22 protein-coding genes and 1 riboswitch are annotated in these 23,992 nt (G+C 67.7%); of the genes, 3 read left to right on the top strand and 19 right to left on the bottom strand.

Features of this window, described 5'->3' with window-relative positions:
- Positions 1-19: 19 nt before the first annotated feature.
- The 18 genes from ACTHQX_RS09675 to ACTHQX_RS09590 all read right to left on the bottom strand — a co-directional run bounded on the left by ACTHQX_RS09675 (position 20) and on the right by ACTHQX_RS09590 (position 18,437).
- Positions 20-1,567 carry a purine-cytosine permease family protein gene (locus tag ACTHQX_RS09675; protein ID WP_440157164.1) on the bottom strand — a complete coding sequence of 516 codons (1,548 nt, stop codon included), beginning with the start codon at positions 1,565-1,567 and terminating at the stop codon, positions 20-22.
- On the bottom strand, positions 1,564-1,977 hold the full coding sequence (locus ACTHQX_RS09670) for a YybH family protein (RefSeq protein WP_440157162.1): 414 nt from the start codon (positions 1,975-1,977) through the stop codon (positions 1,564-1,566). Before ACTHQX_RS09670 ends, ACTHQX_RS09675 begins: the two co-directional genes overlap by 4 nt.
- A 257-nt stretch (positions 1,978-2,234) precedes the next feature.
- Entirely contained in the window at positions 2,235-3,182 is a 948-nt protein-coding gene (locus ACTHQX_RS09665; RefSeq protein ID WP_440157160.1) for a LysM peptidoglycan-binding domain-containing protein, read from the bottom strand.
- A gap of 4 nt (positions 3,183-3,186) precedes the next feature.
- Positions 3,187-3,357, bottom strand: a riboswitch (cyclic di-AMP (ydaO/yuaA leader).
- Between the two features lie 149 nt (positions 3,358-3,506).
- Positions 3,507-4,880, bottom strand: a complete 1,374-nt coding sequence (locus tag ACTHQX_RS09660; RefSeq protein ID WP_440157158.1) for an NAD(P)(+) transhydrogenase (Re/Si-specific) subunit beta — start codon at positions 4,878-4,880, stop codon at positions 3,507-3,509.
- The gene (locus ACTHQX_RS09655) at positions 4,877-5,248 is read right to left on the bottom strand and encodes an NAD(P) transhydrogenase subunit alpha (protein WP_440157156.1); all 372 of its coding nucleotides are present in this window, start codon (positions 5,246-5,248) and stop codon (positions 4,877-4,879) included. Before ACTHQX_RS09655 ends, ACTHQX_RS09660 begins: the two co-directional genes overlap by 4 nt.
- Positions 5,248-6,468, bottom strand: coding sequence for a Re/Si-specific NAD(P)(+) transhydrogenase subunit alpha (locus ACTHQX_RS09650; protein WP_236805863.1), 1,221 nt, complete (start codon positions 6,466-6,468; stop codon positions 5,248-5,250). Before ACTHQX_RS09650 ends, ACTHQX_RS09655 begins: the two co-directional genes overlap by 1 nt.
- Before the next feature lie 145 nt (positions 6,469-6,613).
- Complete coding sequence (locus tag ACTHQX_RS09645; protein WP_440157154.1) at positions 6,614-7,453, bottom strand: IclR family transcriptional regulator domain-containing protein; 840 nt, start codon at positions 7,451-7,453, stop codon at positions 6,614-6,616.
- A 133-nt stretch (positions 7,454-7,586) separates the two neighbouring features.
- Positions 7,587-8,270, bottom strand: a complete 684-nt coding sequence (locus tag ACTHQX_RS09640; RefSeq protein WP_440157152.1) for a 3-oxoacid CoA-transferase subunit B — start codon at positions 8,268-8,270, stop codon at positions 7,587-7,589.
- 1 nt (position 8,271) lies between these two features.
- Positions 8,272-8,973 carry a 3-oxoacid CoA-transferase subunit A gene (locus tag ACTHQX_RS09635; RefSeq protein ID WP_440157150.1) on the bottom strand — a complete coding sequence of 234 codons (702 nt, stop codon included), beginning with the start codon at positions 8,971-8,973 and terminating at the stop codon, positions 8,272-8,274.
- Between the two features lie 3 nt (positions 8,974-8,976).
- A complete protein-coding gene (locus ACTHQX_RS09630) occupies positions 8,977-10,197 on the bottom strand; it encodes a thiolase family protein (RefSeq protein WP_440157148.1) in 1,221 nt (406 codons plus the stop codon).
- A gap of 83 nt (positions 10,198-10,280) precedes the next feature.
- Complete coding sequence (pcaC, locus tag ACTHQX_RS09625) at positions 10,281-10,808, bottom strand: 4-carboxymuconolactone decarboxylase (RefSeq protein ID WP_440157146.1); 528 nt, start codon at positions 10,806-10,808, stop codon at positions 10,281-10,283.
- Entirely contained in the window at positions 10,805-11,623 is an 819-nt protein-coding gene (locus ACTHQX_RS09620) for an alpha/beta fold hydrolase (protein WP_440157144.1), read from the bottom strand. The genes pcaC and ACTHQX_RS09620 overlap by 4 nt, the downstream gene beginning before the upstream one ends.
- 43 nt (positions 11,624-11,666) lie before the next feature.
- The gene (locus tag ACTHQX_RS09615; RefSeq protein WP_440157142.1) at positions 11,667-13,115 is read right to left on the bottom strand and encodes a lyase family protein; all 1,449 of its coding nucleotides are present in this window, start codon (positions 13,113-13,115) and stop codon (positions 11,667-11,669) included.
- Positions 13,112-13,702: a protocatechuate 3,4-dioxygenase subunit alpha gene (gene pcaG, locus ACTHQX_RS09610; RefSeq protein WP_440157140.1), complete on the bottom strand. Its 591-nt coding sequence runs from the start codon at positions 13,700-13,702 to the stop codon at positions 13,112-13,114. Before pcaG ends, ACTHQX_RS09615 begins: the two co-directional genes overlap by 4 nt.
- Positions 13,695-14,597 carry a protocatechuate 3,4-dioxygenase subunit beta gene (gene pcaH, locus ACTHQX_RS09605; RefSeq protein ID WP_236805878.1) on the bottom strand — a complete coding sequence of 301 codons (903 nt, stop codon included), beginning with the start codon at positions 14,595-14,597 and terminating at the stop codon, positions 13,695-13,697. Before pcaH ends, pcaG begins: the two co-directional genes overlap by 8 nt.
- A gap of 40 nt (positions 14,598-14,637) precedes the next feature.
- Positions 14,638-16,551: a bifunctional sugar phosphate isomerase/epimerase/4-hydroxyphenylpyruvate dioxygenase family protein gene (locus ACTHQX_RS09600; protein WP_440157138.1), complete on the bottom strand. Its 1,914-nt coding sequence runs from the start codon at positions 16,549-16,551 to the stop codon at positions 14,638-14,640.
- Positions 16,551-17,432 (bottom strand): shikimate dehydrogenase, encoded by an 882-nt coding sequence (locus ACTHQX_RS09595; RefSeq protein WP_440157136.1) that lies wholly within the window; start codon positions 17,430-17,432, stop codon positions 16,551-16,553. The genes ACTHQX_RS09600 and ACTHQX_RS09595 overlap by 1 nt, the downstream gene beginning before the upstream one ends.
- Before the next feature lie 159 nt (positions 17,433-17,591).
- Positions 17,592-18,437 (bottom strand): IclR family transcriptional regulator, encoded by an 846-nt coding sequence (locus tag ACTHQX_RS09590; RefSeq protein WP_440157134.1) that lies wholly within the window; start codon positions 18,435-18,437, stop codon positions 17,592-17,594.
- 226 nt (positions 18,438-18,663) lie between these two features.
- Here ACTHQX_RS09590 and ACTHQX_RS09585 point away from each other — a divergent pair, with 226 nt between their 5' ends.
- On the top strand, positions 18,664-19,983 hold the full coding sequence (locus tag ACTHQX_RS09585; protein ID WP_236805881.1) for an MFS transporter: 1,320 nt from the start codon (positions 18,664-18,666) through the stop codon (positions 19,981-19,983).
- 150 nt (positions 19,984-20,133) lie between these two features.
- On the opposite strand, the gene ACTHQX_RS09580 is transcribed toward ACTHQX_RS09585, so the two are convergent.
- Positions 20,134-21,201 carry an ATP-dependent DNA ligase gene (locus tag ACTHQX_RS09580; RefSeq protein WP_440157132.1) on the bottom strand — a complete coding sequence of 356 codons (1,068 nt, stop codon included), beginning with the start codon at positions 21,199-21,201 and terminating at the stop codon, positions 20,134-20,136.
- A 121-nt stretch (positions 21,202-21,322) separates the two neighbouring features.
- Between ACTHQX_RS09580 and ACTHQX_RS09575 the strand changes: the two genes are divergently transcribed.
- The gene (locus ACTHQX_RS09575; RefSeq protein WP_440157130.1) at positions 21,323-22,294 is read left to right on the top strand and encodes a TIGR03885 family FMN-dependent LLM class oxidoreductase; all 972 of its coding nucleotides are present in this window, start codon (positions 21,323-21,325) and stop codon (positions 22,292-22,294) included.
- The gene (locus tag ACTHQX_RS09570) at positions 22,291-23,985 is read left to right on the top strand and encodes an alpha-amylase family protein (RefSeq protein ID WP_440157128.1); all 1,695 of its coding nucleotides are present in this window, start codon (positions 22,291-22,293) and stop codon (positions 23,983-23,985) included. Before ACTHQX_RS09575 ends, ACTHQX_RS09570 begins: the two co-directional genes overlap by 4 nt.
- The last annotated feature ends 7 nt before the right edge of the window (positions 23,986-23,992 follow it).

Genomic DNA, 23,992 nt, shown 5'->3' with positions numbered 1-23,992 from the left:
TTTCGGTGCGGCAGGGCCGTTAGGACAGCACGGACTCGAGATCTTTCCTCTCGTCAACGATCGGGATGTTCTTCGGGGCCGCTGCCCTGACGAACCTTGGTCCGGCCGGGCCATAGGCATCGGCGGGTTCCGGGAACAGCCACAGCACCGAAGGATAAAGAACTGCGGCCAGGCCAATGGAAACGGGGATGCTCAGGTCCACCCCCGCCGCGAGGTTGCCAAAGGCGCCTACGAACTGGTTCGGAACGTTCACAAACATGATTCCCATGACTGCCGAGAAGATCCAGACGCCCATCGCCCGCCAGTTCCACCCGTGGTTGAACCAGTAGCGGCCGCCAACCTGTCGGCGGTTGAAGACCTGGAGGGAATCGGCGTCGTACCAGCCCCGCCGCGTCACGTACCCGATCATCATCATGATCATCCATGGAGCGGTACAGGTGATGATGAGCACCGCGAAGGTGGAGATACTCTGCACAATGTTGAAGGCGAAGCGGCCCACAAAGATGAAGACGATGGCAATGGACCCGATGAACAACGTGGCCTGGACCCGCGAGAACCGGGGAAAGACGCTGGAGAAGTCGAGGCCTGTTCCGTACAGCGCGGTGGTGCCTGTGGACATTCCGCCTACCAGGGCAATGAGGCACACCGGCAGGAAGTACCAGGCAGGGGAAACGGCCAGGAGGCCGCCCACATAGTCAGAGTTCTCGAAGAACGACGGCGCCTCCGTGGCAATGATGGTAGCCGTGACCAGCCCGAAGCCAAACGGCACCAGAGTAGCCACCTGGGCGAGGAAGGCAGCAGCCATGACCTTTCGCTTGGGTGCCTCCGCCGGGATGTACCGGGACCAGTCACCCAGGAACGCGCCAAAGGAGATGGGGTTGGACATGACGATCAGTGCGGATCCTATGAAGGATGGCCAGAACAGGGCGCTGGTAGCGGCGTCCGCCCCCTGCCCGAACGTCCCGGCGTAGGACGGGTCAAACGCACCCGCAAACGCAACGATGCCGAGCAGGAACAGCAAGGACGCAGCCACCACCGCGATCTTGTTGACCCAGAGCATGAAACGGAACCCATAGATGCACACGGTCAGGATCAGAACAGCAAAGACGCCGTAGGCGAGGCTCAGCGTCACCGCGTTCTGGGGCAGGCCCACCAGGCGGTTCGCGCCCCCAACCAGCGCGTCCCCCGAACTCCACACAGAGATGGAGAAGAACGCGAACGCCGTCAGGAGTGACAAGAAGGATCCCACAACCCGGCCGTGCACGCCCAGATGCCCGGACGAGGAAACAGCATTGTTCATTCCGTTGGTGGGACCAAAAACAGCCATCGGGCAAAGTATCAGGCCACCAACCACGACGCCCAGGACCGTGGCCAACAGCGCGTCCTTGAAGGACAGCCCAAAGAGGATCGGGAACGATCCCAGGACCACCGTGGCGAAGGTGTTCGCGCCGCCAAACACCAGGCGGAACAGGTCCAGCGGTTTCGCCGTCCTGTCGGCGGCGGGAATCGGTTCGATGCCGTGCTTTTCGACCTCGGTCACGGCAGGGGCTTTTGAATCTTGTGTCATGAGATTGCCTTCGGGCTAACCGGCGCCGGAGAAAGGTGCTCATGTATGGCCAGCACGTTGCCAGACTCCGTCCTGGTGAAAATGATGGTCTCCCTCTCGTGAAGGGTCTCTCTTGTGCCAGCCACGTCGATGACGGTTTCGACATCATGGCTGAATACGGCGCATGTGCCGGCGTTTTGGATGTACGCATTGGAACTGGCGCATTCTGCGACCCGCCAACCATCCGAGAGCCAGTTCTGCCACAGGGCGCGGTATTCCTCGCGCGAACTCAGGCGGCCCGGTTCGGAATGGAAGACGAAAGACGCGTCGGGCGCGAAACAGTCGAAGTAGCGGTCAGTGTCGGTGGCCGCGAAGGCGGTCATCAGCCTCTGCGCTGCTGACTCGACCTCGGCGGTGGTGATTAGGTCCACGGGAGCTCACTCTCGGCGTTGCTTGCAAAGTTCGGCCGTGACGTGGCCCAGCTCACATCCGGTCAGGGTGCCAGTAAACCGGACGGGTATCTTCTAGTCAACAATTGTTGCTTGTGAGTGACTTTTGTTTCGCGCCGCCGACTGCTGCCGGTACCGAATCTGCCGCAAACGCAGCAGCGGCGGGTGCCTATGCACCCGCCGCTGCTGTTGTAACGTTCTGCCTGTTCGGCTGTCGCCCGTCAGGCGCTCACGCGCTGTTAGGCGTTCACCCGCACGTAGGTGGAGCCGGTGAGCCAGGAGGCCGGGTGCACGATGGTTTCGTTGACGCCATTCATGCCACTGCTGATGGCCTGGCCGCCGCCGATGTAGACGCCGACGTGTCCGGCGCTAATCATCAGGTCACCGGGCTGCGGGGCGGAAACCGGAGTCCCGTACTGGTAGAACTGTGCGGGGGCCAGGTCGCCGACGGACTTACCGACAGAGCGCAGTGCCTGCTCCACCAGGATGGTGCAGTCCTGGGTGGCGCCGAGCTGCGCCCGGGCAGAGGCCACAATGGCTCCACCCACGCCACTGGCTGACTGGGTTGCAGCCGCCGGTGTAATCGAGGCGGAGGCGTTGTAGATTCCCATGCTGGCAGGCGCCGGGGCAGCCGGTGCTGGAGCCGCGGGAACTGCCGGAGCGGCAGGAACCTCAGGCACTGCCGGGGCCGCAGGTACAGCGGGAGCTGCAACGGCACCCGGTCCGGGGATGAGGATCTGGTCGCCGGGGTAAATGACGGACGCCAGGGACAGGCCGTTCTCCGCGAGGAGTGCATCAAGGCTGACACCGTGGCGTGCTGCGATGGCACCAAGGGTGTCGCCGGGCACCACGGTGTGCGATGCGCCGGCAACAGCGGATCCACCGCTTGCCGGCGCGGGAACTGCCGGGGCGGCCTGCGCCGGGGCGGGGACTGCCTGGGTGGGTGCTGCCAGCGCCTGGCCAGCTGCGGACTGGACAGCAGCGGCGGCGTCCGGCGTCTCCGGAGCGTAGGCACCTGCGTGTGCGGGTGCTCCGGCGCCGAAGAGGAGCCCTGAAGCGACGGCGGCGGCGGCCGCCGGCTTGGCAACCGAGGCAGCGTTGGACCTGAGGGAATACTGCAGGCCCTGCAAAGCGATGGACGTCGTCGGGGTGGCGCGATGGCGCGCGGCGGTGAACTTACGTGACATGGTTGATGTGCCTCTCCCATGCCTGCGGGGTGAGCTGTCGGGTTCGGATGGGAGTCACCCGGTCCTGCCCGCCGCTGGGCGGAGCGTCTGGACTTAACCCCTAGGCCTTGGCTTGCAAGGCCGGTACAAAGGTGGTTCCCCCGTCCCTGCCTGTTGGTCATAGCGAACGGATCCCGGTCAGCGGCAGGGCTCGGCATTCTGCCCGGGAATGCCCTGAGCGGAACCAGGGCACCGGCCGAGGCTATCGCACTCAGGCCCCAAAAGTCACATTTGAGTAACGAGGGTGTGGCGGAAAGGCTCGGGACAACCCCCGGATGCTGCCCCCTACAGGGCCTTCACCGCGCCCAGCACCTTCGTCAGGGACTCCTTGGCGTCGCCGAACAGCAGGGTGGTTTGCGGTTCGAACATGAGGTCGTTCTCGATTCCCGCGAACCCGGGCCGCATGGAGCGCTTGAGGAACACCACCTGCCGTGCGTCCGCCACCTCAAGGATGGGCATCCCATAGATCGGCGAGCCTGCGGTGGTCTTGGCGGCGGGGTTCACGACGTCGTTCGCGCCCACCACCAGCGCCACGTCGGCGGTGCGGAACTCGGAGTTGATCTCACCCATTTCCTTGAGCGATTCGTAGGGCACATTGGCCTCGGCGAGCAGCACGTTCATGTGCCCCGGCATGCGCCCCGCCACGGGGTGGATGGCGAAGTCCACGCGGGTACCCCGGGATTCCAGGGCCTGCGCCAGCTCCGCCGCGGTGTGTTGTCCCTGCGCGACGGCCAGCCCGTAGCCGGGAACGATGATCACGCGCTGCGCGTAGCCCAGCAGCACCGCCACGTCCTCGGGGCTCGACGAACGGACCGGACGGTCGCTCACAGCGGTGGATCCCGCCGTCGAACCTCCCCGGAACGCGCCGAACAGGATGCCGGCCACGCTTCGGCCCATGGCCGCAGCCATCGCCCGGGTGAGGATGGTGCCGGACGCCCCCACCAGTGTGCCGGCCACCACCAGGAGCACGTTGCCCAGCACCAGGCCGGATGCCGCGACCGCCAGGCCAGTGAAGGCGTTGAGCAGCGAGATGACGATCGGCACGTCGGCGCCGCCCACCGGCAGCACCAGCAGCACGCCTGCCACCAGGCCCAGCAGCAGGAGGGGCAGCGCCAGGACGAGCGAGCCGCCCAGCACAACGGCGGCGCCAGCGCCGACGGCGGCGAGCAGCACCGCGCCCATGAGCACCGGCAGGCCGGGGAACACCACGGGGCGGGTGGTCATAAGCTCCTGCAGCTTCGCGAACGTCACCGCGGAACCGGCGAAGGACACCGCCCCCACCAGCAGGGTGAACACGACGGCGACGCGCACCCAGGCGTCCTCAGCATGCGGCAGTTCCAGCAGCGCCACGAGGGCAGCGGCGCCGCCGCCCACGCCGTTGAAGAGGGCGACGAGCTGCGGCATCTGGGTCATCTTGACGCGCCTGGCCACGGGGGCTGCCACGCCGGAGCCCACGGCTATGGCGCCGAGGATCAGGGGGACGTTGTCCAGCCGGGTCGAGAAAAAGACCGTAAAGACCGCGACCACCGCACCAAAGGCGCCGATGAGGTTGCCGCGGCGGGCGGTTCGCGGGGAATTCAGGCCCTTCAGCGCCAGGATGAAGAAGACAGCCGCCGCGAGGTAGAGCAGGGCGGTGACGTTGGGGTCCAGGAGGGTCACCGGGTGGCCTCCGTGTTCTCCTTGGTATCACCGAGTGTGGCGCCCGTACCTGGTGTGGCACCGGGCGCACCGGGCTTGGCCGGCTTATCCGGCTTGCGGCCGCGGAACATCTGCAACATGCGGTCCGTCACCACAAAGCCGCCCACCAGGTTCGCCGTGGCAAGCACCACCGCCAGCAGCGCCACCGCGAGGACCCAGGGATGCGTTGCCTGGCCGGCGACGATGATGGCACCCACCAGGATGATCCCGTGGATCGCGTTCGCGCCGGACATCAGGGGCGTATGCAGCGTGCTGGAAACCTTCGACACCACTTCGAAGCCGACAAACACCGCAAGCACGGTGATGGTCAGCAGGCTGATGCCGTCCATCAGACCACCCCTTCGTTTTCCGATGTCTTCACTGGCCCGTCCGCCAACTCATCGGCGAGTCCGTTGTCCGCCTCGCTCGCGACCACCGCGAGAGCCTCCGCCGTCGGCGGGTGCCGCACCACGCCGTCGTGCGTCAGGCACGCACCTGCTATCACGTCGTCGTCGAAATCCGGGTCCACCGTCCCGTCCCGCGTCATCAGCGCCAGCAGGTTGGCCACGTTCTTCGCATAGAGCCGGGAGGCGTCCGTGGGCATGGCCGACGCCGCGTCCTTGAGGCCGACGACGGCGACGGTCCCCTTTCCGTCGGCCGTGGGGACGTGGATGTCCCGGCCGGCCACGGACCCCTCCACATTGCCGCCCGACTCCGCGGCGAGGTCGACCACGACCGATCCGGGGCGCATGCCCTGCACCATCTCCCGGGTCACCAGGAGCGGGGCGTGCCGGCCGGGGACAGCCGCCGTCGTGATCAATACGTCGGCATCGGCGACGTGGGGAGCCAGCAGCTGCCGCTGCAGGGCGCCGCGGTCGGCGGTGAGCTCGCGTGCGTACCCGCCAGCCGCCTCTGCGGTCTCCAGATCCAGCTTGATGAAGGTGCCGCCCATGGACGTGACTTCTTCCGCGGAGGAGGGCCTGATGTCGTTGGCGGAGACGCGCGCGCCGAGCCGCTTCGCCGTCCCGATCGCCTGCAGCCCGGCCACGCCGACGCCGAGCACCAGCACCCGGGCGGGCGGGACGGTTCCGGCGGCGGTCATGTACAGCGGAAAGAAGCGGGGCAGGCGGATGGCGGCTTCAAGGACGCAGCGGTAGCCGGCCACGAGGGCCTGCGAGGACAGGGCGTCCATGGACTGGGCCCGGGAGATGCGCGGCACGAGTTCCAGTGCGAAGGACGTGACCCCGCCCTGGGCCAGCGCCCTGACGGTGGCAAGTTCGGACGACGGCGAGGCCAGGCCCACGGTGACGGCGCCGCGCTTCAGGGCCGTCGCCGTCGGAAGTTCCAGCGGACGTACATGGGCGAGGATGTCCAGCCCGGCGGGATCGAGGTCGTCAACGATGCGGGCACCTGCCTGGCGGTATTCGTCGTCGGCGTGCCCGGCGGAAACACCCGCCCGGGATTCGACCAGCACCTCCAGGCCCAGTCCGGCCAGCTGCTTTACGGTTTCCGGCGTCGCAGCGACCCGCCGTTCGCCTTCCCGGCGCTCCCGCGCTATCCCCAGCTTCACCCGCCACTTCCCTTCCAACGGTGCAGCGGCTTCTGCTCATTTCTGGCCCGAGGACCGGACCCACGGAGCGGCACTGCTGCACGTAGTTGGCTTGAGTCTATGGCTCAAGGGCGCGTGGCGGGAGGGCGGCGGCCAACGGCGTCCCTTACCGCCCGCTGGAGAAGTCCGACGAAATTCTCTCCGCCGTGGCCACGATTTCCTTCCGCACGGACTCCAGGTAGGCCTCACGGTCCAGCTTGGCGGCCACGGACTGTGCCTGCAGCGAGACGTTGACGGCGGCCACCACCTTCGGACCGTGATAAACCGGAGCGGCCACGGACATCAGCCCCAGCTCCAGCTCCTGGTCCAGCAGGCACCAGCCCTGAGCCCGGACCTTGTCGAGGACGGCCAAAAGGTCCTTCACCGTGCCAACCGCGCGTGGGGTGAGCGGCTTGATCTCCGCCGCCGCCAGGTATTCCTTAAGCTGCTCCGGCGGGAGCCCGGCGAGAAGCACCCTGCCCATCGACGTCGCATAGGCGGGGAACCTGGTGCCTACGGTGATGCCGATGGTCATGATCCTGCGGGTGGTGACCCTGGCGATGTAGGCGATGTCGGTCCCGTCCAGCACCGCCGCCGACGTCGACTCCCCCAGCTTCAGCGACAGCTCCTCCAGGTGCGGCTGGGCCAGCTGCGGCAGGGAGAGGCCTGAAAGGTAGGCGTAGCCGAGCTGCAGCACCTGGGCCGTAAGCGCGAAAGTCTTGCCGTCGGTCCGGACGTAGCCGAGCTCCACCAGCGTGTGCAGGAAACGCCGGGCCGTGGCGCGCGTGAGATCCGTGCGGGCAGCCACCTCGGTGAGCGTCATGTCGGCATGCTCGGTGTCGAACGCGCGGATCACCGCGAGGCCCCGCGCGAGCGACTGCACATACTGGTCGCTCGCCGCCGGCGTCGCGCCGTCCTTCGGCGCTCGGCCCGCACGAGGCGTGGTCCCTGCTGCTGCGTCGGTCATGGTTACCAATCCTAATCGGCGCGAACGGACACTTCCGGCCCCGCCCCCACACGCGCGAACTGGCAGCTGATGCCCTCAAAATCCGGGTTTGCGGTCATTTGCTGCCGGTTCGCGCTGGGACGCGGGGAAAGCCTTAGTGCTCGACGGCGGGGGCTGCCGTGAGCGGAACGGGGACCAGGGCCTGGAGCTCCTCGAGGGTGCAGCCGAAGGTTTCGCGGACGCGGACGCCGTCGGGTCCGGTGAGGAAGACGGCCTTGTCGGTGTAGACGCGGGTCACGCAGCCCACGCCGGTGAGCGGGTAGCTGCAGGCTTCCACGATCTTGGAGGCGCCTTCGCGGGTCAGGAGGGTCATCATCACGAAAACGTCCTTGGCTCCGGTGGCCAGGTCCATCGCGCCCCCGACGGCGGGGATGGCATCCGGGGCGCCGGTGTGCCAGTTGGCGAGGTCACCGGTCGCGGAGACCTGGAACGCGCCGAGGACGCAGATGTCCAGGTGCCCGCCGCGCATGATCGCGAACGAGTCGGCGTGGTGGAAGTAGGACGCGCCCGGGAGCTCGGTGACGGGGATCTTGCCGGCGTTGATGAGGTCACCGTCGATCTGGTCGCCGGTGGCGACCGGGCCCATGCCGAGCATGCCGTTCTCGGTGTGGAGCGTGATGTTCTGCTCTGGCTTGAGGTAGTTCGACACCAGGGTGGGCTGGCCGATCCCGAGGTTCACGAAGGAACCGGGCTTGATGTCGCGGGCCACCATGCGGGCGAGGTCGTCGCGGCCCAGCGGCGTTTCGGACGTCTGGATGGACGTTTCTACAAGGCTCATCTCAGGCCACCTGTTCTGCGGTGCCGGCGGCGGCAGCACCGCTGGAATCAATACGGACGATGCTGTTGACGTAGATGCCGGGGGTCACGATGTTCTCCGGGTCCAGCGCACCGGTGGGGACGATCTCGGAAACCTGCACGATGGTGTGCTTGGCTGCCGCGGCCATGATCGGGCCGAAGTTCCGGGCCGTCTTGCGGTAGATGAGGTTTCCCACACCGTCGGCCTTCAGCGCCTTGATCAGCGCGACATCGGCGTGGATGGGCGTCTCGAACACCTGGCCGCGGCCGTCGATGATGCGGGTTTCCTTGCCCTCGGCCAGCATGGTGCCGTACCCGGTTGGCGTGAAGAACCCGCCGATCCCGGCCCCGGCGGCGCGGATGCGTTCGGCCAGGTTGCCCTGCGGCACCAGTTCCAGCTCAATCTGCCCGGCCTTGTATTTGGCGTCGAAGTGCCACGAGTCGGACTGCCGCGGGAAGGAACAGATCATCTTGCGGACCCGGCCCTCCTTGATGAGCAGGGCCAGCCCCTGGTCGCCCTGGCCGGCGTTGTTGTTCACCACGGTCAGGTCCGTGGCGCCGGACTCCAGCAGCGCGTCGATCAGTTCGAACGGCTGCCCGGCGTTGCCGAACCCGCCGATCATCACGGTGGAGCCGTCCCTGACGGCCGCGACGGCCTCGCCGACCGTGTCAACGAAATTCAGCATCGCCTATGCCTTCCCATTAGTAGCAGTCACGTTTTCGAGCACCACGGCCAGGCCCTGCCCGACGCCGATGCAGATCGCCGCCACACCCCAGCGTTCCCCGGAGGCCTGCAGGCTGCGGGCGAGGGTGCCCAGGATCCGGGTACCTGAGGCGCCCAGCGGGTGGCCCATTGCGATCGCGCCGCCGTGGCGGTTGACGATGCCCGGGTCGATGCCCCAGGCGTTGATGCACGCCAGGGACTGCGCGGCGAACGCCTCGTTAAGTTCGACGGCGCCCACCTGGTCCCAGCCGATGCCCGCCTTCGCGAGGGCCTTGTTCGCGGCCTCCACCGGAGCGAAGCCGAAGAACTGGGGATCATTGCCGTGCGCGCCCCGGCCCGCGATCCGGGCCAGCGGCTCCAGTCCGAGCAGCCCGGCGGCGTTCTCCGACCCGATCCACGCCGCGGACGCGCCATCGGACAGAGGTGACGCGTTGCCGGCGGTCACCGTGCCGCCTACTTCGGCGCCCTCCGGCTCGGAACGGAACACCGTCTTCAGCCCGGCCAGCTTCTCGGCCGTGGAGCCGGGCCGGATGCCCTCATCGCGGACCAGGTCCGTGCCGGGAACCGGTGCCACGAGGTTGTCGTAGAAGCCTTCGTCCCAGGCAGCGGCGGACAGGTTGTGCGAAGCGGCGGCGAACTCATCCTGCTGCTGCCGGGTCACCCCGTACTTCTCGCGCAGGCGCTCGGTGGCCTCACCCAGGGAGATGGTCCACTCCTTGGGCATCGCCTTGTTCACCAGGCGCCAGCCCAGCGTGGTGGACGCCAGCGTCATGTCCCCGGCCGGGTAGGGCTTCTCCGTCTTCGGCAGCACCCACGGCGCCCGCGACATCGACTCCGCCCCGCCCACCAGCACCAGGTCGGCATCGCCGGCGTTGATCTGCCGGGACGCGATAATCGCCGCGTCCAGCGACGACCCGCACAGACGGTTGACCGTGGTGCCCGGGATCGAGACCGGCAACCCGGCAAGGAGCGTGCCCATCCGGGCGATGTTGCGGTTCTCCTCGCCCGCGCCGTTGGCGTTGCCGAAGACCACCTCGTCAATGCGCTCCACGTCCAAACCGGGCGCGCGGCGAACTGATTCACCGATCACATGCGCGGCAAGGTCATCGGGACGGACCCCGGCAAGGCCGGAGCCGAACTTACCGAACGGCGTGCGTACGGCGTCGTATACAAATGCCTGATTCATGAATTCCTCGAGTTGTCTGTTCTGGGCCCAACTGGGTAGCACTTCAGGGCGTTCTGAGGGCTCAGAACGCCATCTGCTGCTACCTAGTTGGGTGGGGTGGGGATGTTGTCGAGCCCGGCGCTGTCCATGGCTGTGCTGTCCGTTGCGGCGTTATCCATTGCTGTGTTGTCCATTGCTGTGTTGTCCATTGCATGGAAGACCTGCTGGGCTGTCTTGAAGGCGGTGTTGGCGGAGGGAACTCCGCAGTAGATGGCGGTCTGCAGCAGGATTTCCTTGATCTCGTCCCTGCTCAGCCCGTTCGTGATGGCCGCACGGATGTGCATGGCGAGTTCTTCCCAGTGCCCGTGCGCCACCATCGCGGTGATGGTGACGGCGGAGCGCATCTGGCGCGGCAGACCCGGACGGGTCCAGATGCCGCCCCACGCGATGCGGGTGATCATGTCCTGGAAGTCCTCGGTGAAGGCATCCTTCTTGGCGTTCGCCCGGTCGACGTGCGCGTCGCCGAGCACTTCGCGCCGAACCACCATCCCGCCGTCGTAAATCTCCTGGCTGGTGGCGTCCGGCTGGACCACACCGTGGCGCCGGGTGCCGGTAACTTCGTCGCCGCTCACTTGGCAGCTCCGCGGGCTTCGGCCCAGGAAATGAGGCTCCGCATCAGCTCGGCCACGTGGGCCGGCGCCTCGGCGGGTGCCTGGTGCGCCACACCTTCCAGCGTGGCTGCGGAGGCGGTGCCTCCACCGGCGGTGATTCCGGCGGCCACCTCTTCGGCGAGCGACGGCGGGGCCACGCCATCCAGCGCACCCGCCACCACCTGCGTGGGTACGGTGATGCTGCCGAGCTGGTCGCGCACATCGAAGCCGGCAAGGGCCTCGCAGCAGAAGGCGTAGCTGAAGCGGTCGGCGTCGCGCAGGGCATGCAGGAGCCGGCTGCTGAGTTCGGGTTCGCGGTCCATGAACCCGGGTGCGAACCAGCGTTCGGCCGAGCCCTGGATCATCACGGGGGTGCCCTGGGTGCGGACGGTTTCGGCACGTTCCAGCCAGCCCTCGGGGGTGCCGAGCTTGGCGCCCGAGCACTGCACGGAGAGGCTCTTCAGCCGGTCACCGTGCTTGATGCCCAGCTGCAGGCCGGTGGCCCCGCCCAGGGAAACGCCGGCGTAGTGGAACTTCTCGCCGGGGGCGATCGAGTCGACAAGTTCGACGACGGCGTCCGCCAGGTCCGGGACGCTGAAGGTTTCGGCGGCGGCGGCGGAGACACCGTGGCCGGGCAGGTCCCAGGCGACGACGTCGAGATCCTTGCCCAGGAGCGAGCCGACCTGCGCCCACAGCACCGAGGAGGTGCCGAGCGACGGCCCGACGATCAGGAGCGGTTTGTCCCCCAGCGTGCGCTGGGGGGAAAGCAGCACTGCCTTGACTGCTGGTTTAGCCACGGGAATCTCCGTTTCCGTCTGGTTCAGTTGAGGCTGGTTCGGTTTAACCAAGCGCAAAATCCGGGAAGGCGGCCAGGATCCGCCGCGAGATCTCGGCAGCCTGTCCGAGGTAGCTGGCAGGGTCGAGCAGCTCCTCCAGCTGCGCGTCGGAAAGCGTGTCCGCGGGGACGGCCTCGCGCAGCAGCCGGCGGTAGGTTGCGGCCTGTTCGGCCGGCGGTGCCTGCAGCGTCTTGTCGACGACGGACTGCAGCTGCTGCTTCCCGTCACCGGATCCGTTGGTTCCGTTAACAGCAAGAAGCGGTGCCACCACGGCGGAGACGCCCTCGCTGAGGAGCAGCGGACCGGACAGGTCCAGGTTCCGCCGCATGCCGTCGGGGAAGACCTGCAGCCCCTCGGCGAGTTCCCGGATGTGGCCGGCGGCGCCGAGGGCCAGCGCGAGCAGCTGGCGCAGGGCCGGCCATTCGGTGTGCCATGCTCCGTCGGGGCGTTCGTCGTTGCAGGTTGCCGCGGCAAGGTGCACTTGCGCAGCCAGGCCGGGGGCCTGGAGGGCGGCGCTGCGGACCAGCACGGCCAGTACGGGGTTTTGCTTCTGCGGCATCGCCGAGGAAACTCCACGGCCCGGGGCGCGCGGTTCGGCCACTTCGGCCACCTCGGGACGGCTCAGGAACAGGACATCCGCGGCAATCTTGCCAAGCGCGTCCACCACGGAGGCGACGGCGCCGCCGAGCGACGTCACGGCCAGCCGGTTGGTGTGCCATGGTGCCGGTGCGGCGGCGAGGCCAAGCTGTGCGGCCAGCGCGTCGGACAGTGCAAAGGGATCCGTGGCGGAGCCGGACGTCAGTACGGTCCCGGCCGCGAGCGTTCCCGCCGCCCCGCCGAACTGCACCGGCAGTTCCAGCGCCTCTAGCCCGCGTGCCGCGGCCGCCAGCCCGTGGAACCATTGCGCCGCCCGAAGCCCGAAGGTGAACGGCAGAGAATGCTGGGTCAGGCTCCTGCCGACGCACAGCGTGTCCGCATGCTGTTCCGCCATGCGGGCGAGCGCCGTCGTCGTGCCTTTCACGTCGGCCAGCAGTGTCGCAACGGTGTTGCGGGCCACCAGCATGAGGGCGGTGTCAAGCACGTCCTGGCTGGTCAGCGAGGTGTGGACGGCTTTCGCAGCGCCCACGTTGGCCGTGTCCAGCGCCTTTACCTGTGCCCGGAGATCGGCCAGCAGCGGGATCACCGGGTTTCCCCCGCCCTGAGCGCGGCGGGAAATATCGCCGAGATCGTACCGGGAGGCGTCGGCAGCGTGGGCCACCACCGCAGCAGAGCCGTTGGGAGCAAGGTCGTGCTGCTCCAGCACCGCGGCCCAGCCGGCCTCGACGGCCAGAATCGCCCCGAGCACGGCCCGGTCACCGGTCAGTGCCGCCACCAGGGGCGACGCCAACACGGGGCTGAGCAGCCCATAGTCACCGTGAAGCCCGCCGCCTCCCGCTGCCTGGAACCCGGTCACTTTGCAGCGCCCCTGGTTCCGGTTCCTTCGAAGTCGAGGAAGACGGTTTCGCCCTCACCCTGCAGGCGGATGTCCCAGGTGAGCCCGCCGTCGGCGTCGCGGCGTGCGATCAGGGTCTTGCGGCACTCGGGATCCAGGGCGGACAGTAGCGGGTCCTTGGCCAGCGCGTCCTCGTTCTCCGGCAGGTAAACGCGGGTGAAGAGGCGGTTCATCAGTCCACGGGCAAAGACCGCGACGGAGATGAAGGCTGCCGCACCGGGTTCGGTGGGGCCCGGGTTCACTGTGGTGAAGGTGTAGACGCCGGTGTTGCCCACGGCGCTGCGGCCGAAGCCGGTGAAGGTGTAGCCGTCCCGGACCAGCGAACCGGTTTTGTGCACAATGTTGCCCTCCGAATCCGGCTGCCAGATTTCGAGGATGGCGTCCGGAACAGTGTGGCCGGCGCCGTCGTAGACGGTGCCCTGGAGGCGGATGGAGCCCGGGGATCCGGGCGCCAGCAGCTCGCGGTCCTTGTCGTAGGGCAGGGCGTAGCCGTAGAACGGGCCCACGGTCTGGCCCGGGGTGGGAACAAGCTTGGTGGAGTTACTCATGGTCGTCGCCTTCCGCGCCCAGCGCCTCATTCTCGGTCCAGGTCCGCTTGGAGCCCGTCAGGATGATGTCCCAGTTGTAGCCCAGCGCCCATTCCGGCTCGGTGAGGTCGTGGTCGTAGGTGGCCACGAGGCGGTCGCGGGCATCCTGGTCCACGATCGACTGGTAGATCGGGTCCAGCGGGAAGAGCTGGTCGCCCGGGAAGTACATCTGGGTGACGATCCGCTGCGTGAACTCCTGGCCGAACAGCGAGAAGTGGATGTGCGCGGGCCGCCAGGCGTTGAGGTGGTTCTTCCACGGGTAGGCGCCGGGCTTGATGGTGGTGAAGCGGTAGGAGCCGTCCGGGCCGGTAATGCAGCGGCCCACGCCGGTGAAGTTGGGGTCCAGCGGTGCGGGGTGCTGGTCGCGCTTGTGGATGTAACGGCCGGAGGAGTTGGCCTGCCAAATCTCCACGAGCTGCCCGGCGACCGGCCTGCCGTCGCCGTCGAGCACGCGGCCGGCGACGATGATGCGTTCGCCCTGCGGTTCGCCGTTGTGCTGGATGGTCAGGTCCGACTCCAGGGCGTGGACGTCCTGGTGGCCGAACGCCGGGGAGTACAGCTCGATGGTTTCCGGGTCCGTGTGGTGCAGGCTCTTGGTGGGGTGGCGCAGGAGGCTGCTGCGGTACGGCGCGAAGTCCAGGCGCGGCTGGGTTTCCGGCGCCGCACCGTCCTTCAGCGCGCGGGCGTAGGCATCGCCGATGGCCTTGATCTCCGCGGTGAGATCCTGCTGGGTTTCCACGCGCGGCGCTTCAGCGGGGACGTCTGCCGGAGCGGCCGGGGTTGCGGGTACTGCGTCCGACAGGTCCTCGGTCAGCGCGTCGGCGTTGTACGTTGCGAGATTCACGTCTTCAGGCACAGCAGCCTCCTTTCAATCTGTGGTTGGAATCAGTGGTTGGTTACTTGGTCAGTTGGTGCAGGTGGTCGTACTGGACGGCGTGGCGCACCGGCGCGTTGGGGGCCCCGTAGCCGTCATAGTTGCCGCGGCGTTCCACCATCTCGAAGAACACGCTGCCCACCGTGGCGGTGTAGAAGTGCAGAAACTCGCCGTCGGCGTCGCGGTCATACAGCAGGTTGAGGTCCCGGAGCGTGTCCAGGAAACCGGGCTCGAGGTCGAAGCGGGCGTCCAGGTCCTCGTAATAGTTCTCCGGGATCTGCAGGAAGGCCAGTCCCCGGTCGCGGGCGGCGCGGGCCGTTGCCACCAGGTCATCCACTGCGAAGGCGATGTGCTCCTGGTAGGTCTTCCGCGAGGCCGCCCCCGTGTCTGCGCCGTCCTGCTGGATCACCGGGGCCAGGTTCAGCACCAGGCGCACGTCCCGGTCCGAAGTCTGCATGACCTGCGACCGGACCAGACCGCTGGGGCTGGCGACCTCGGCGTACGGCTGCGGCTCCAGCGCCAGGGCACTCGTATAGAAGAGGACAGCCTCGTCGAAGTGCTGCCACGGCTGGGCCAGGTTCACGTGGTCGATCACCGCGGTCCGGGCACCGGACGGAACTTCCAACCCCTGCCCAAATTCAGCAGTCCAGGCGGCCGTACCGTCCGGGTTGCCCTGGCACAGGAAGATCTCGGTGGAGTCGGGGGCGGCGAAGCCCTGGAACACTTCCTCGTTGGCCTGGCTCTTCCGGGGAACGACGGGAGCCTTGAGCTGCTGGGCGCGGGCGGAGGCGATCACCGGGGAGTCGACGTCAAAGCCGAGGGCGGCGATGGCGGGTTCAGCCGCTGCGGGGGCCTGTTCGTTGATGATCACGCGGGCGTGCCCCATGGTCCAGAGCTGGACATCCTTGGTGCGGTGGCGGCCGTTGAACTCGAAGCCGAGCTGGCCGAGGACCTTTTCCAGCACCCCGGTGTCCGCCGCCTTGACTTCGGCGAAGTTGAAGCCGGCCGGCTCCGCCACCTGCGGGAGCGTGGCCAGTTCCATGGGATAACGGCGGCGGGCAGAGGCCGTGGGACCACCAGCGACAGTACCAGGGGCGCCTCCGCCGTTGGCCGCAGTGTCCAGCCACTTGGCGCTCTGCTCCTCCAGCCAGATCAGCGAACGCATCGCGTCGACGGCGGTGCGTTCGACGTCGGACTGGCGGAAGACGTCGTTGAAGACCTCCAGCGACACCGGCCCGGTGTAGCCGGCACGGACCACGTGGCCCATGAACTTGGCGAGCTCGAACTGGCCCTCGCCCGGGAAGACGCGGTAGTGCCGGCTCCAGGACAGCACGTCCATGGAGAGCTTGGGCGCGTCGGCCACCTGCACGAAGAAGATCTTCTCCGCGTTGATGTTCTCGATGGGCGCGGTGTCCCAGTCGCGGGACAGGATGTGGAAGGAGTCCAGGCAGGTGCCGAGGTTCGGGTGGTCCACCATCTCCACGAGGCGGTGGGCGTGCTCGTAGTCGTTGACATACTTGCCCCAGGCGAGGGCCTCGTAGGCAACCTTGACGCCGTGCTCACCCGCGCGGTCCGCCAGGGCAGCGAGCTGCGCGGCCCGGAGGTCGTCGTCGTCGATCGTGGCGGTGGCGACGTTGGCGCAGACCAGGATCGTATCCATGCCCAGCCGGGACATGAGCCGGAACTTGGCCTCGGCCCGGCGGAGGTTGGCTGCCAGCAGGTCCTCGGTCACGCTGTCGAAGTCGCGGAACGGCTGGTAGAGATCCAGCGTGAGGCCCAGGTCGGCAGCCATCTTGCGGACGTCCTCGGGGCTCAGGGACGAGGTGACGAGGTCCTGCTCGAAGATTTCGATGCCGTCGAAGCCCGCGATGGCGCAGGCCTGCATCTTTTCCTTCAGCGTGCCGGAGAGGCAGACGGTGGCGATTCCGGTGCGCATCAGACGGCCACCTCTTCCGCGGCGATGAGCTCCAGGAAGTGTGCGCGCATGCGTTCGGCGTCGGGCTCGAGCCCAGTGAAGATGCGGAATGCGTCGGCGGCCTGGCCCACGGCCATGCGTCCGCCGTCGAGCACCTGGCAGCCCTTGGCCCGCGACTCGCGGACCAGTTCGGTTTCGATCGGGCGGTAGACGATGTCCGCCACCCAGTGCCGGGATTCGACGAGCGCCATGTCCAGCGGGGTGCCGGGGTGGGCGGCCATGCCCACGGGGGTGCAGTGCACCAGACCGTCGGCGGCGGGCATCAGCTGCGGCAGCTTCGCCGTCGTGCGCGCGGTGACGGTGCGGTCCGGGAAGAAGCCAGCCAGTTCGGCGGCACGTTCGGCGCAGCGCGCCGCATCCATGTCCACGAGCTCCAGCGTCTGCACGCCGGCGGTGAGCAGGGCGTAGGCGACGGCTGATCCGGCGCCGCCCGCTCCCAGCTGCACCACGCGGTCCAGCTTGGCGTCCGGAAGTCCGGAAGCAAGGGCGGCGGCAAAGCCGGAGAAGTCTGTGTTGTGGCCGATGAACCGTCCGTCCTGGACCACCACGGTGTTGACGGCGCCCAGGCGTTCGGCGTCAGGGGCGATCTCGTCGAGGTGGTCGAGGACCAGCTGCTTGCACGGGTGGGTGATGTTCAGCCCGTTGAAGCCCATCCGGTACGCACTTTGCAGCAGATCGCCAACGGCGGTGGCCGCCAGGTCAAGCTCATGCAGGTCGATGGGCCGGTAGAGGTAGCGGACGCCCTGGACGTCACCTTCACGCTCGTGCATATGGGGCGAGAGCGACGGCATCACGCCGTCCCCGACAAGTCCTATCAGATAGGACTCGGTTCGATTGCTCATGCGTGCGGCTCCTTTGACAACGGCACTCGGCCGGCTCGGGCGCCTGCTGCGCCCCGTGCTGGCCGGGTGATACGGATAACAATACAGCAGAAGTTCATATGATGCACTCTTGTTCTACATGCGAACAAGCGGGACCCGGGCATCTGTTTCTGGCGCGTCTTAGCGCTGCGGCAGCCGGGCAGAAAGCTCGACGGCGGCGGCCTGCAGCAGCGGAACCAGCGCCACCAGCGCCTCCATGCTGAGCCGGAACACCGGAACAGCAGTGGCCAGGGACGCAAACGCGGCGCCCTGGGAGTTGAAGACGGGCACCGCCACGGCCCGCATGCCCAGCTCGTTCTCCTCATCCATGACCGCGTACCCCTGCCGCCGGACCTTCTCGATCTCGGCGCGGAAGGCATCCCGGTCGGTAATGGACAGGGCCGTCAGCGGCTCCAGCGGGAGTTCCTCGAGCAGCCGTTCGCGGTCCTCGTCCTCAGCGAAGGCGACGAGCGCCTTGCCGACGGAGGTGGTGTGGAGCGCGCCGAGAAAGCCGGGGTCGCTGGTGACGCGGAAGGTCTGGGGGCCGTCCACCTTGTTTACGGTGAGGTGGTGCATGCCGTCCCGGACGGACAGGATGGTGGCCTCCCCCGTCTCCTCGGTGACCCGGCGCAGGATGGGCAGCGCCGTGCCGGCAAAGCCGTGGTGGTTGGAGACCCGCTGGCCAAGCTGGAAGATGCGCAAGCCCAGATGGTAGCGCCGGCCGTCCGGCTCGTAGTCCACAAAACCGTCGCGAGTGAGCGAGCCGAGGAGCCGGTAGGTGGTACTGAAGGGAAGGTCCGCGCGCCGGGAGATCTCGGCCGCACTGGCGCCGCGGGGCTCGTCCCCCAGCAGGACCAGCAGTCCCAGCGCCTTGCCCACCATGTCGGTGCGGGACTCCCCCTTCGCTGACTTTGTTTCTACGGGGGCGCCTGCCGCGGCGGGGGTCCCTGAGGAGGCGTCTCCACCTGTGGCTTCCTTCACACTCATAGCTCGATGTTGCCACAATGTGAGAGCTATTTCTAGATCGTGAGCAAGTTTCTTGACAGGTGACTGCCCTCACAGCCATCATTGCTGTATCGCACAAGTAGCTCCCACCATGTGGCTACTGTGTCCGGGTCTTTCCAAGGACCTCCAGCCGCCCCTCTCCCAACCAGGACTGCGGCCGCGACCCCTGATCTGTCCCGCGACAACGTCGTCCCCCTGAAGGAACACCATGAGCCAGACCACCCAGTCCACTACGGCGGGCACTGCTGCCCCGGCCGGGACACCGAAGAAGGCAGCCCTTGCCAGCTTCCTCGGCAGCGCCGTCGAGTACTACGACTTCTTTATCTTCGGCTCCGCAGCCGCGCTGATCTTCCCGCACGTGTTCTTCCCGAACGCGGACGCCAATGCCGCCATCATGTCCTTTGCGACGTTCGGCTTTGCGTACATCGCGCGGCCCGTCGGCGCCGTCATCCTGGGCCACTTTGGCGACCGGGTGGGCCGGCGCAAGGTCCTGATGTTCACCCTGGTCCTCATGGGTGCCTCCACCTTCCTGATCGGCTGCCTGCCGGACTTCAACACCGTGGGCTGGTGGGCGCCGGCGCTGCTGGTGCTGGCCCGCCTCTGCCAGGGCCTCTCGGCTGCCGGTGAACAGGCCGGCGCATCCTCCATGACCCTGGAGCACGCTCCGGACAACCAGCGCTCCTTCTTCACCTCGTGGACCCTGACCGGCACCCAGGGCGGCCAGATCCTGGCGGCGCTTGTCTTCATTCCGGTCCTGGCCCTGCCTGACGAGATCAAGTACGGCATCGGCTGGCGGATCCCCTTCTGGCTCAGCGCCGTGGTTGTGATGGTCGCGTTCTTCATCCGCCGCACCCTGCACGAGCCGCCGGCCTTCGAAGCCGCCCAGAAGTCGGCCCAGATCGCCAAGCTGCCCGTCGCGGACCTGCTCAAGACCCACTGGCGCGACGTCCTCCGCGTCATCTGCTGCGCCTTCATCTCTGCCGTCTCCACCGTGTTCGGCACCCTCGCCATCAGCTACGCGAAGACCGTTGCCGGCGTGGACGGCACCACCACTCTCTGGCTCGTGGTGGGCGCCAACCTCGTGGCCCTGGGCACCCAGCCGCTCTTCGGCAGGCTGGCGGACCGGATCGGCCGGAAGCCGGTCTACATCTACGGCGCCCTGTCGAGCGCGGCCCTTGCCCCGCTGTTCCTGCTGAGCCTCGAATCCGGCAACGTGCCGCTGATGTTCCTGGCCGCCATCGCCTTCTTCTCCTGTGGCTACGCGGCCGCCAACGCCGTCTGGCCGTCTTTCTACGCCGAGATGTTCAGCACCAAGGTGCGCTTCTCCGGCCTGGCCATCGGCACGCAGCTCGGCTTCCTGATGGCCGGCTTCGCCCCGGCCATTGTCGCGGCCATGGGCGGCATCAAGCCCGGGGGCTGGGTGCAGATCAGCATCTTCACCGCGGTCATCTGCGGCGTCGCCGCCGTCTCGGCCCTGACGGCGAAGGAGACCTTCAAGGTCCCCACCAAGGAGCTCGGGCTCAAGTAGCCCAGCCCCCGGGCCAAGGTGCGTTCCCGCCGTCGTGACCCCGTTTGCTCCCCAAACCGGGTCACGGCCGGCGGGTCGCTGCGTTTTGGGGCGATTTAGCTTTAAAGAAGGTCACGACGGCGGCCCGCCAGTTGCGGGGCGACAGGAACCTCAGGTGGCCAGCACCTCGGCGAGGTCGAACTTCACCGGCTCCTCGAGCTGTTCATAAGTGCAGGACTCCGGGTCCCGGTCCGGCCGCCAGCGCACGAACTGCGCCGTGTGGCGGAACCGCTCCCCTTCCATGTGATCGTATTTCACTTCCAGCACCCGCTCCGGCCGCAGCGGCGTGAAGGACAGGTCCTTGCCCGCGCTCCACCGGCTGCCCTCCGCGTTGCGGGGCGTCCGGGTGCCGTCCTCCTGCTTGGCCCAGGCCCACGGGTGCTCGTCGAAGCTGGTGACCAGGGGCTGGAGCTCCTCGAATAGCTCCTTGCGCCGCTTCATCGGAAAAGCGCCAACAACGCCGACGCTGGCGAGTTCACCGCCGGGTTTGTACAGGCCCAGCAGCAACGAGCCAATCGCGTCGGGGCCGCTCTTGTGCACGCGGTAGCCGGCCAGGACGCAGTCGGCAGTCCGTTCGTGCTTGATCTTGAACATCACGCGCTTGTCCGGCTGGTACGGACCGTCCAGCGGCTTGGCAATGATCCCGTCCAGGCCGGCGCCCTCGAACTGGTGGAACCACTTTCCGGCCAGCTCCGGATCCTGCGTGGCGGCGGTCAGGTGGACCGGGGCGCTGGCCGAGGCGAAGGCCTGCTCCAGGGCCGCGCGCCGCTCCGCGAAGGGACGTCCGCTGAAGTCCTCGTCGCCGAGGGCCAGCAAATCGAAGGCCACGAATCTCGCCGGCGTCTGCTCGGAGAGCATCTTGACCCTGCTGGCCGCGGGATGGATCCGCTGCTGCAGGGCGTCGAAGTCCAGCCGGTCCCCGGAGGAGCCCACCAGGACGATCTCGCCGTCGAGCACGCATTTGGGCGGCAGGTTGGCCTTCAGCGCCTCCACGAGTTCGGGAAAGTAGCGCGTCATCGGTTTCTCGTTGCGGCTGCCGATCTCCACGTCGTCGCCGTCGCGGAAAATGATGGAGCGGAATCCGTCCCACTTCGGCTCGTAGCTCAGGCGGCCTTCGGGGATGGCGCCGACCGATTTGGCCAGCATGGGGGCGACGGGGGGCATGACCGGCAGCTGCATAGGCCCCATTCTTGCCCGGCACCCGTCCGGGCGCCACCCCTGGCCGCACCAGCGCCGCCGCGCCCACCACGACTGGCCGCCACCCTCGACACGACCACCGCCTCGCCGGTAGACATTAAGGATGGCAGCTATCGGTTTCCACGCATCGCATGAACAGATCAGCCCCGGCCAGCTCCTGAAGGACGTCCGGCTCGCCGAGGAGGCGGGCTTCGACGCCGCCATGTGCTCGGACCACATCGAACCCTGGTCTGCGCGGCAGGGGCACTCGGGCTTCGCGTGGTCCTGGCTCGGCGCTGCCCTGGCCAGCACCAGCCTGCGCTTCGGCGTGGTCACCGCGCCGGGACAGCGGTACCACCCGGCCATCATCGCCCACGCCTCGGCCACGCTGGCATCCATGTTCCCCGGCCGGTTCTGGATGGCCCCGGGCAGCGGCGAGAACATGAACGAGCACGTCACCGGCGACCCCTGGCCGCTCAAGGAGACCCGCCAGCAACGGCTGGAGGAGTGCGTGGACGTCATCCGCCGGCTGCACGCCGGCGAGGAAGTCACCCACCACGGCCTGGTCACCGTGGAGCAGGCGCGGATCTGGGACGTGCCGAATCCCCCGCCGCCGCTGATCGCCCCGGCCATCAGCGTGGAGACGGCTCGCCGGGCCGCCGGCTGGGCGGACGGCCTGGTGACGGTGAACCAGCCGGCCGAAAAACTCGCGGAAATGCTGGCGGCCTACCGGTCCGAGGGCGGCCAGGGGAAGGCCGTGCTCCAGATCCACCTGTCCTGGGCTCCCCGGGAGGAGGACGCCGTCGCCACAGCCCTCGACCAGTGGCGTTCGAACGTCTTCGCCCCGCCCATCCCCTGGGACCTGCCGACTGCGGCGCACTTCGACGGCGTCAGCACCGACGTCGGGGAGGCCCAGGTCCGAAAATCGGTGAACATCTCCGCGAGCCTGGACCGCCACGTGGAGTGGCTAAGCGAGTACCTGGACCTCGGCTTCGACGAGCTGTACCTCCACTTCGTGGGGCAGGACCAGGCGCCGTTCATCGATGCCTTCGCGGGCAGCGTCCTGCCGCAGCTGCGCAAGGTGCCGGTGGCATGAACATCGCGGAGACATCGGATCTGTGGTGGAAGACCGCCGTCGTCTACTGCCTGGACGTGGAGACCTTCTTTGACCACGACGGCGACGGCACCGGTGATTTCAGCGGCCTGACCCAGCGCGTGGACTACCTGGCGGCACTGGGCGTGAACTGCATCTGGCTCATGCCCTTCTATCCGTCACCGGACCGGGACGACGGCTACGACGTCACGGACTTCTTCGACGTCGACCGCCGGCTGGGCACTCTGGGCGACTTTGTGGAGTTCATCCGCACCGCGAAGGACCGCGGCATCCGGGTGATCGCGGACTTCGTGGTCAACCACACCTCCAACCAGCACCCCTGGTTCGTGGAGGGCCGCAAATCCGTGGACAACCCGTACCGGGACTACTACGTCTGGCGGAGCGATCCGCCGCCGGACACGTCCTCCGAGGTGGTTTTCCCGGGCGAACAGACCTCCATCTGGACCCAGGACGACGCCACCGGTGAGTGGTACCTGCACATGTTCATGGAGCACCAGCCGGACCTCAACGTGACCAACCCCAAGGTCCGCAACGAGATCGCCAAGGCCATGGGCCTCTGGCTGGAGCTGGGACTGGACGGGTTCCGGCTGGATGCAGTGCCGTTTTTCCTGGAGACCCGCGGGGCGCCCAAGGACGAGGCGGCCACCATCGACCCGCATGACTACCTCAGGGCCCTGCGCAGCTTCGTCAACCGGCGCAACGGCGGGGCGGTGCTGCTGGGCGAGGTGAACCTGCCGTACAAGGACCAGCTGGAGTATTTCGGCGGCGCTGAGGGCAACGAGCTGAACATGCAGTTCGACTTCATGTCCATGCAGCACATCTACCTGTCGCTCGCCAGGCAGGACGCGCGCCCGCTGGCCGAGACGCTGAAGACGCGCCCGCGGCTGCATCCGGACAACCACTGGGCGATGTTCGTGCGCAACCATGATGAGCTCACCCTGGACAAGCTCAGCGACGGCGAGCGGGAGGAGGTCTTCGCCGCCTTCGGACCGGACAAGAACATGCAGCTCTACGGCCGCGGGCTGCGGCGCAGGCTGCCGCCGATGCTGGACGGCGACGCCGACCGGATCCGGATGGCCTACTCCCTGATGTTCGCCCTGCCGGGCACGCCGGTCCTCTTCTACGGCGAGGAAATCGGCATGGGTGAGGACCTGCGGCAGAAGGGCCGCGCCGCCGTCCGCACGCCCATGCAGTGGAACGGCGAGAAGAACGGCGGCTTCTCCAGCGCGAAGGTGTCCGAGCTGGTGGTCCCTCTGGCCCGCGGTGAGTACGGCCCGGAAAGGGTGAACGCGGCCAGCGCCAAACGTGACCCCGAATCGCTGTGGAACTTCATGGCCACGCTCATCCAGCGGTACCGCGAATCACCGGAACTGGGCTGGGGCGAGTTCGCCGTCCTCGAGCAGCCGGAGCCGGCCGTCCTTGCGCACCGCTGCAGCTCGGCAGAGGCAACGGTGGTGTTGCTGCACAACTTCGGCGAGGCGCCGGTCAAGGTCGCCGCGAACGTCGGATCCCGGGACAGTCCGCCGCGGGCTTTCAGGGACGCCATCCTGCTGGATCTGTTCGACGGCGGGAACGTACCGTTGGAGGCCGACGGCGGGTTCACCGTTGAGCTGGGGCGGTACGGCTACCGCTGGTTCCGGGTTCACCGGCCCGGCGACCGCCTGGCGCCCTGAGGGGCCG

This window comes from Arthrobacter sp. SAFR-023, from assembly GCF_051965295.1.
Lineage (GTDB): Bacteria > Actinomycetota > Actinomycetes > Actinomycetales > Micrococcaceae > Arthrobacter.
The sequence above is the reverse complement of the archived record's forward strand: the minus strand, read 5'-3'. Positions and strand labels throughout refer to the sequence as shown.

Coding starts and splice junctions, on each gene's coding strand:
- ACTHQX_RS09675 (WP_440157164.1), bottom strand. CDS start 1,567: ATGACACAAGATTCAAAAGCCCCTGCCGTGACCGAGGTCGAAAAGCAC.
- ACTHQX_RS09665 (WP_440157160.1), bottom strand. CDS start 3,182: ATGTCACGTAAGTTCACCGCCGCGCGCCATCGCGCCACCCCGACGACG.
- ACTHQX_RS09655 (WP_440157156.1), bottom strand. CDS start 5,248: ATGGACGGCATCAGCCTGCTGACCATCACCGTGCTTGCGGTGTTTGTC.
- ACTHQX_RS09645 (WP_440157154.1), bottom strand. CDS start 7,453: ATGACCGACGCAGCAGCAGGGACCACGCCTCGTGCGGGCCGAGCGCCG.
- ACTHQX_RS09640 (WP_440157152.1), bottom strand. CDS start 8,270: ATGAGCCTTGTAGAAACGTCCATCCAGACGTCCGAAACGCCGCTGGGC.
- ACTHQX_RS09635 (WP_440157150.1), bottom strand. CDS start 8,973: ATGCTGAATTTCGTTGACACGGTCGGCGAGGCCGTCGCGGCCGTCAGG.
- ACTHQX_RS09630 (WP_440157148.1), bottom strand. CDS start 10,197: ATGAATCAGGCATTTGTATACGACGCCGTACGCACGCCGTTCGGTAAG.
- pcaG (WP_440157140.1), bottom strand. CDS start 13,702: ATGAGTAACTCCACCAAGCTTGTTCCCACCCCGGGCCAGACCGTGGGC.
- ACTHQX_RS09600 (WP_440157138.1), bottom strand. CDS start 16,551: ATGCGCACCGGAATCGCCACCGTCTGCCTCTCCGGCACGCTGAAGGAA.
- ACTHQX_RS09595 (WP_440157136.1), bottom strand. CDS start 17,432: ATGAGCAATCGAACCGAGTCCTATCTGATAGGACTTGTCGGGGACGGC.
- ACTHQX_RS09590 (WP_440157134.1), bottom strand. CDS start 18,437: ATGAGTGTGAAGGAAGCCACAGGTGGAGACGCCTCCTCAGGGACCCCC.
- ACTHQX_RS09585 (WP_236805881.1), top strand. CDS start 18,664: ATGAGCCAGACCACCCAGTCCACTACGGCGGGCACTGCTGCCCCGGCC.
- ACTHQX_RS09580 (WP_440157132.1), bottom strand. CDS start 21,201: ATGCAGCTGCCGGTCATGCCCCCCGTCGCCCCCATGCTGGCCAAATCG.
- ACTHQX_RS09575 (WP_440157130.1), top strand. CDS start 21,323: ATGGCAGCTATCGGTTTCCACGCATCGCATGAACAGATCAGCCCCGGC.
- ACTHQX_RS09570 (WP_440157128.1), top strand. CDS start 22,291: ATGAACATCGCGGAGACATCGGATCTGTGGTGGAAGACCGCCGTCGTC.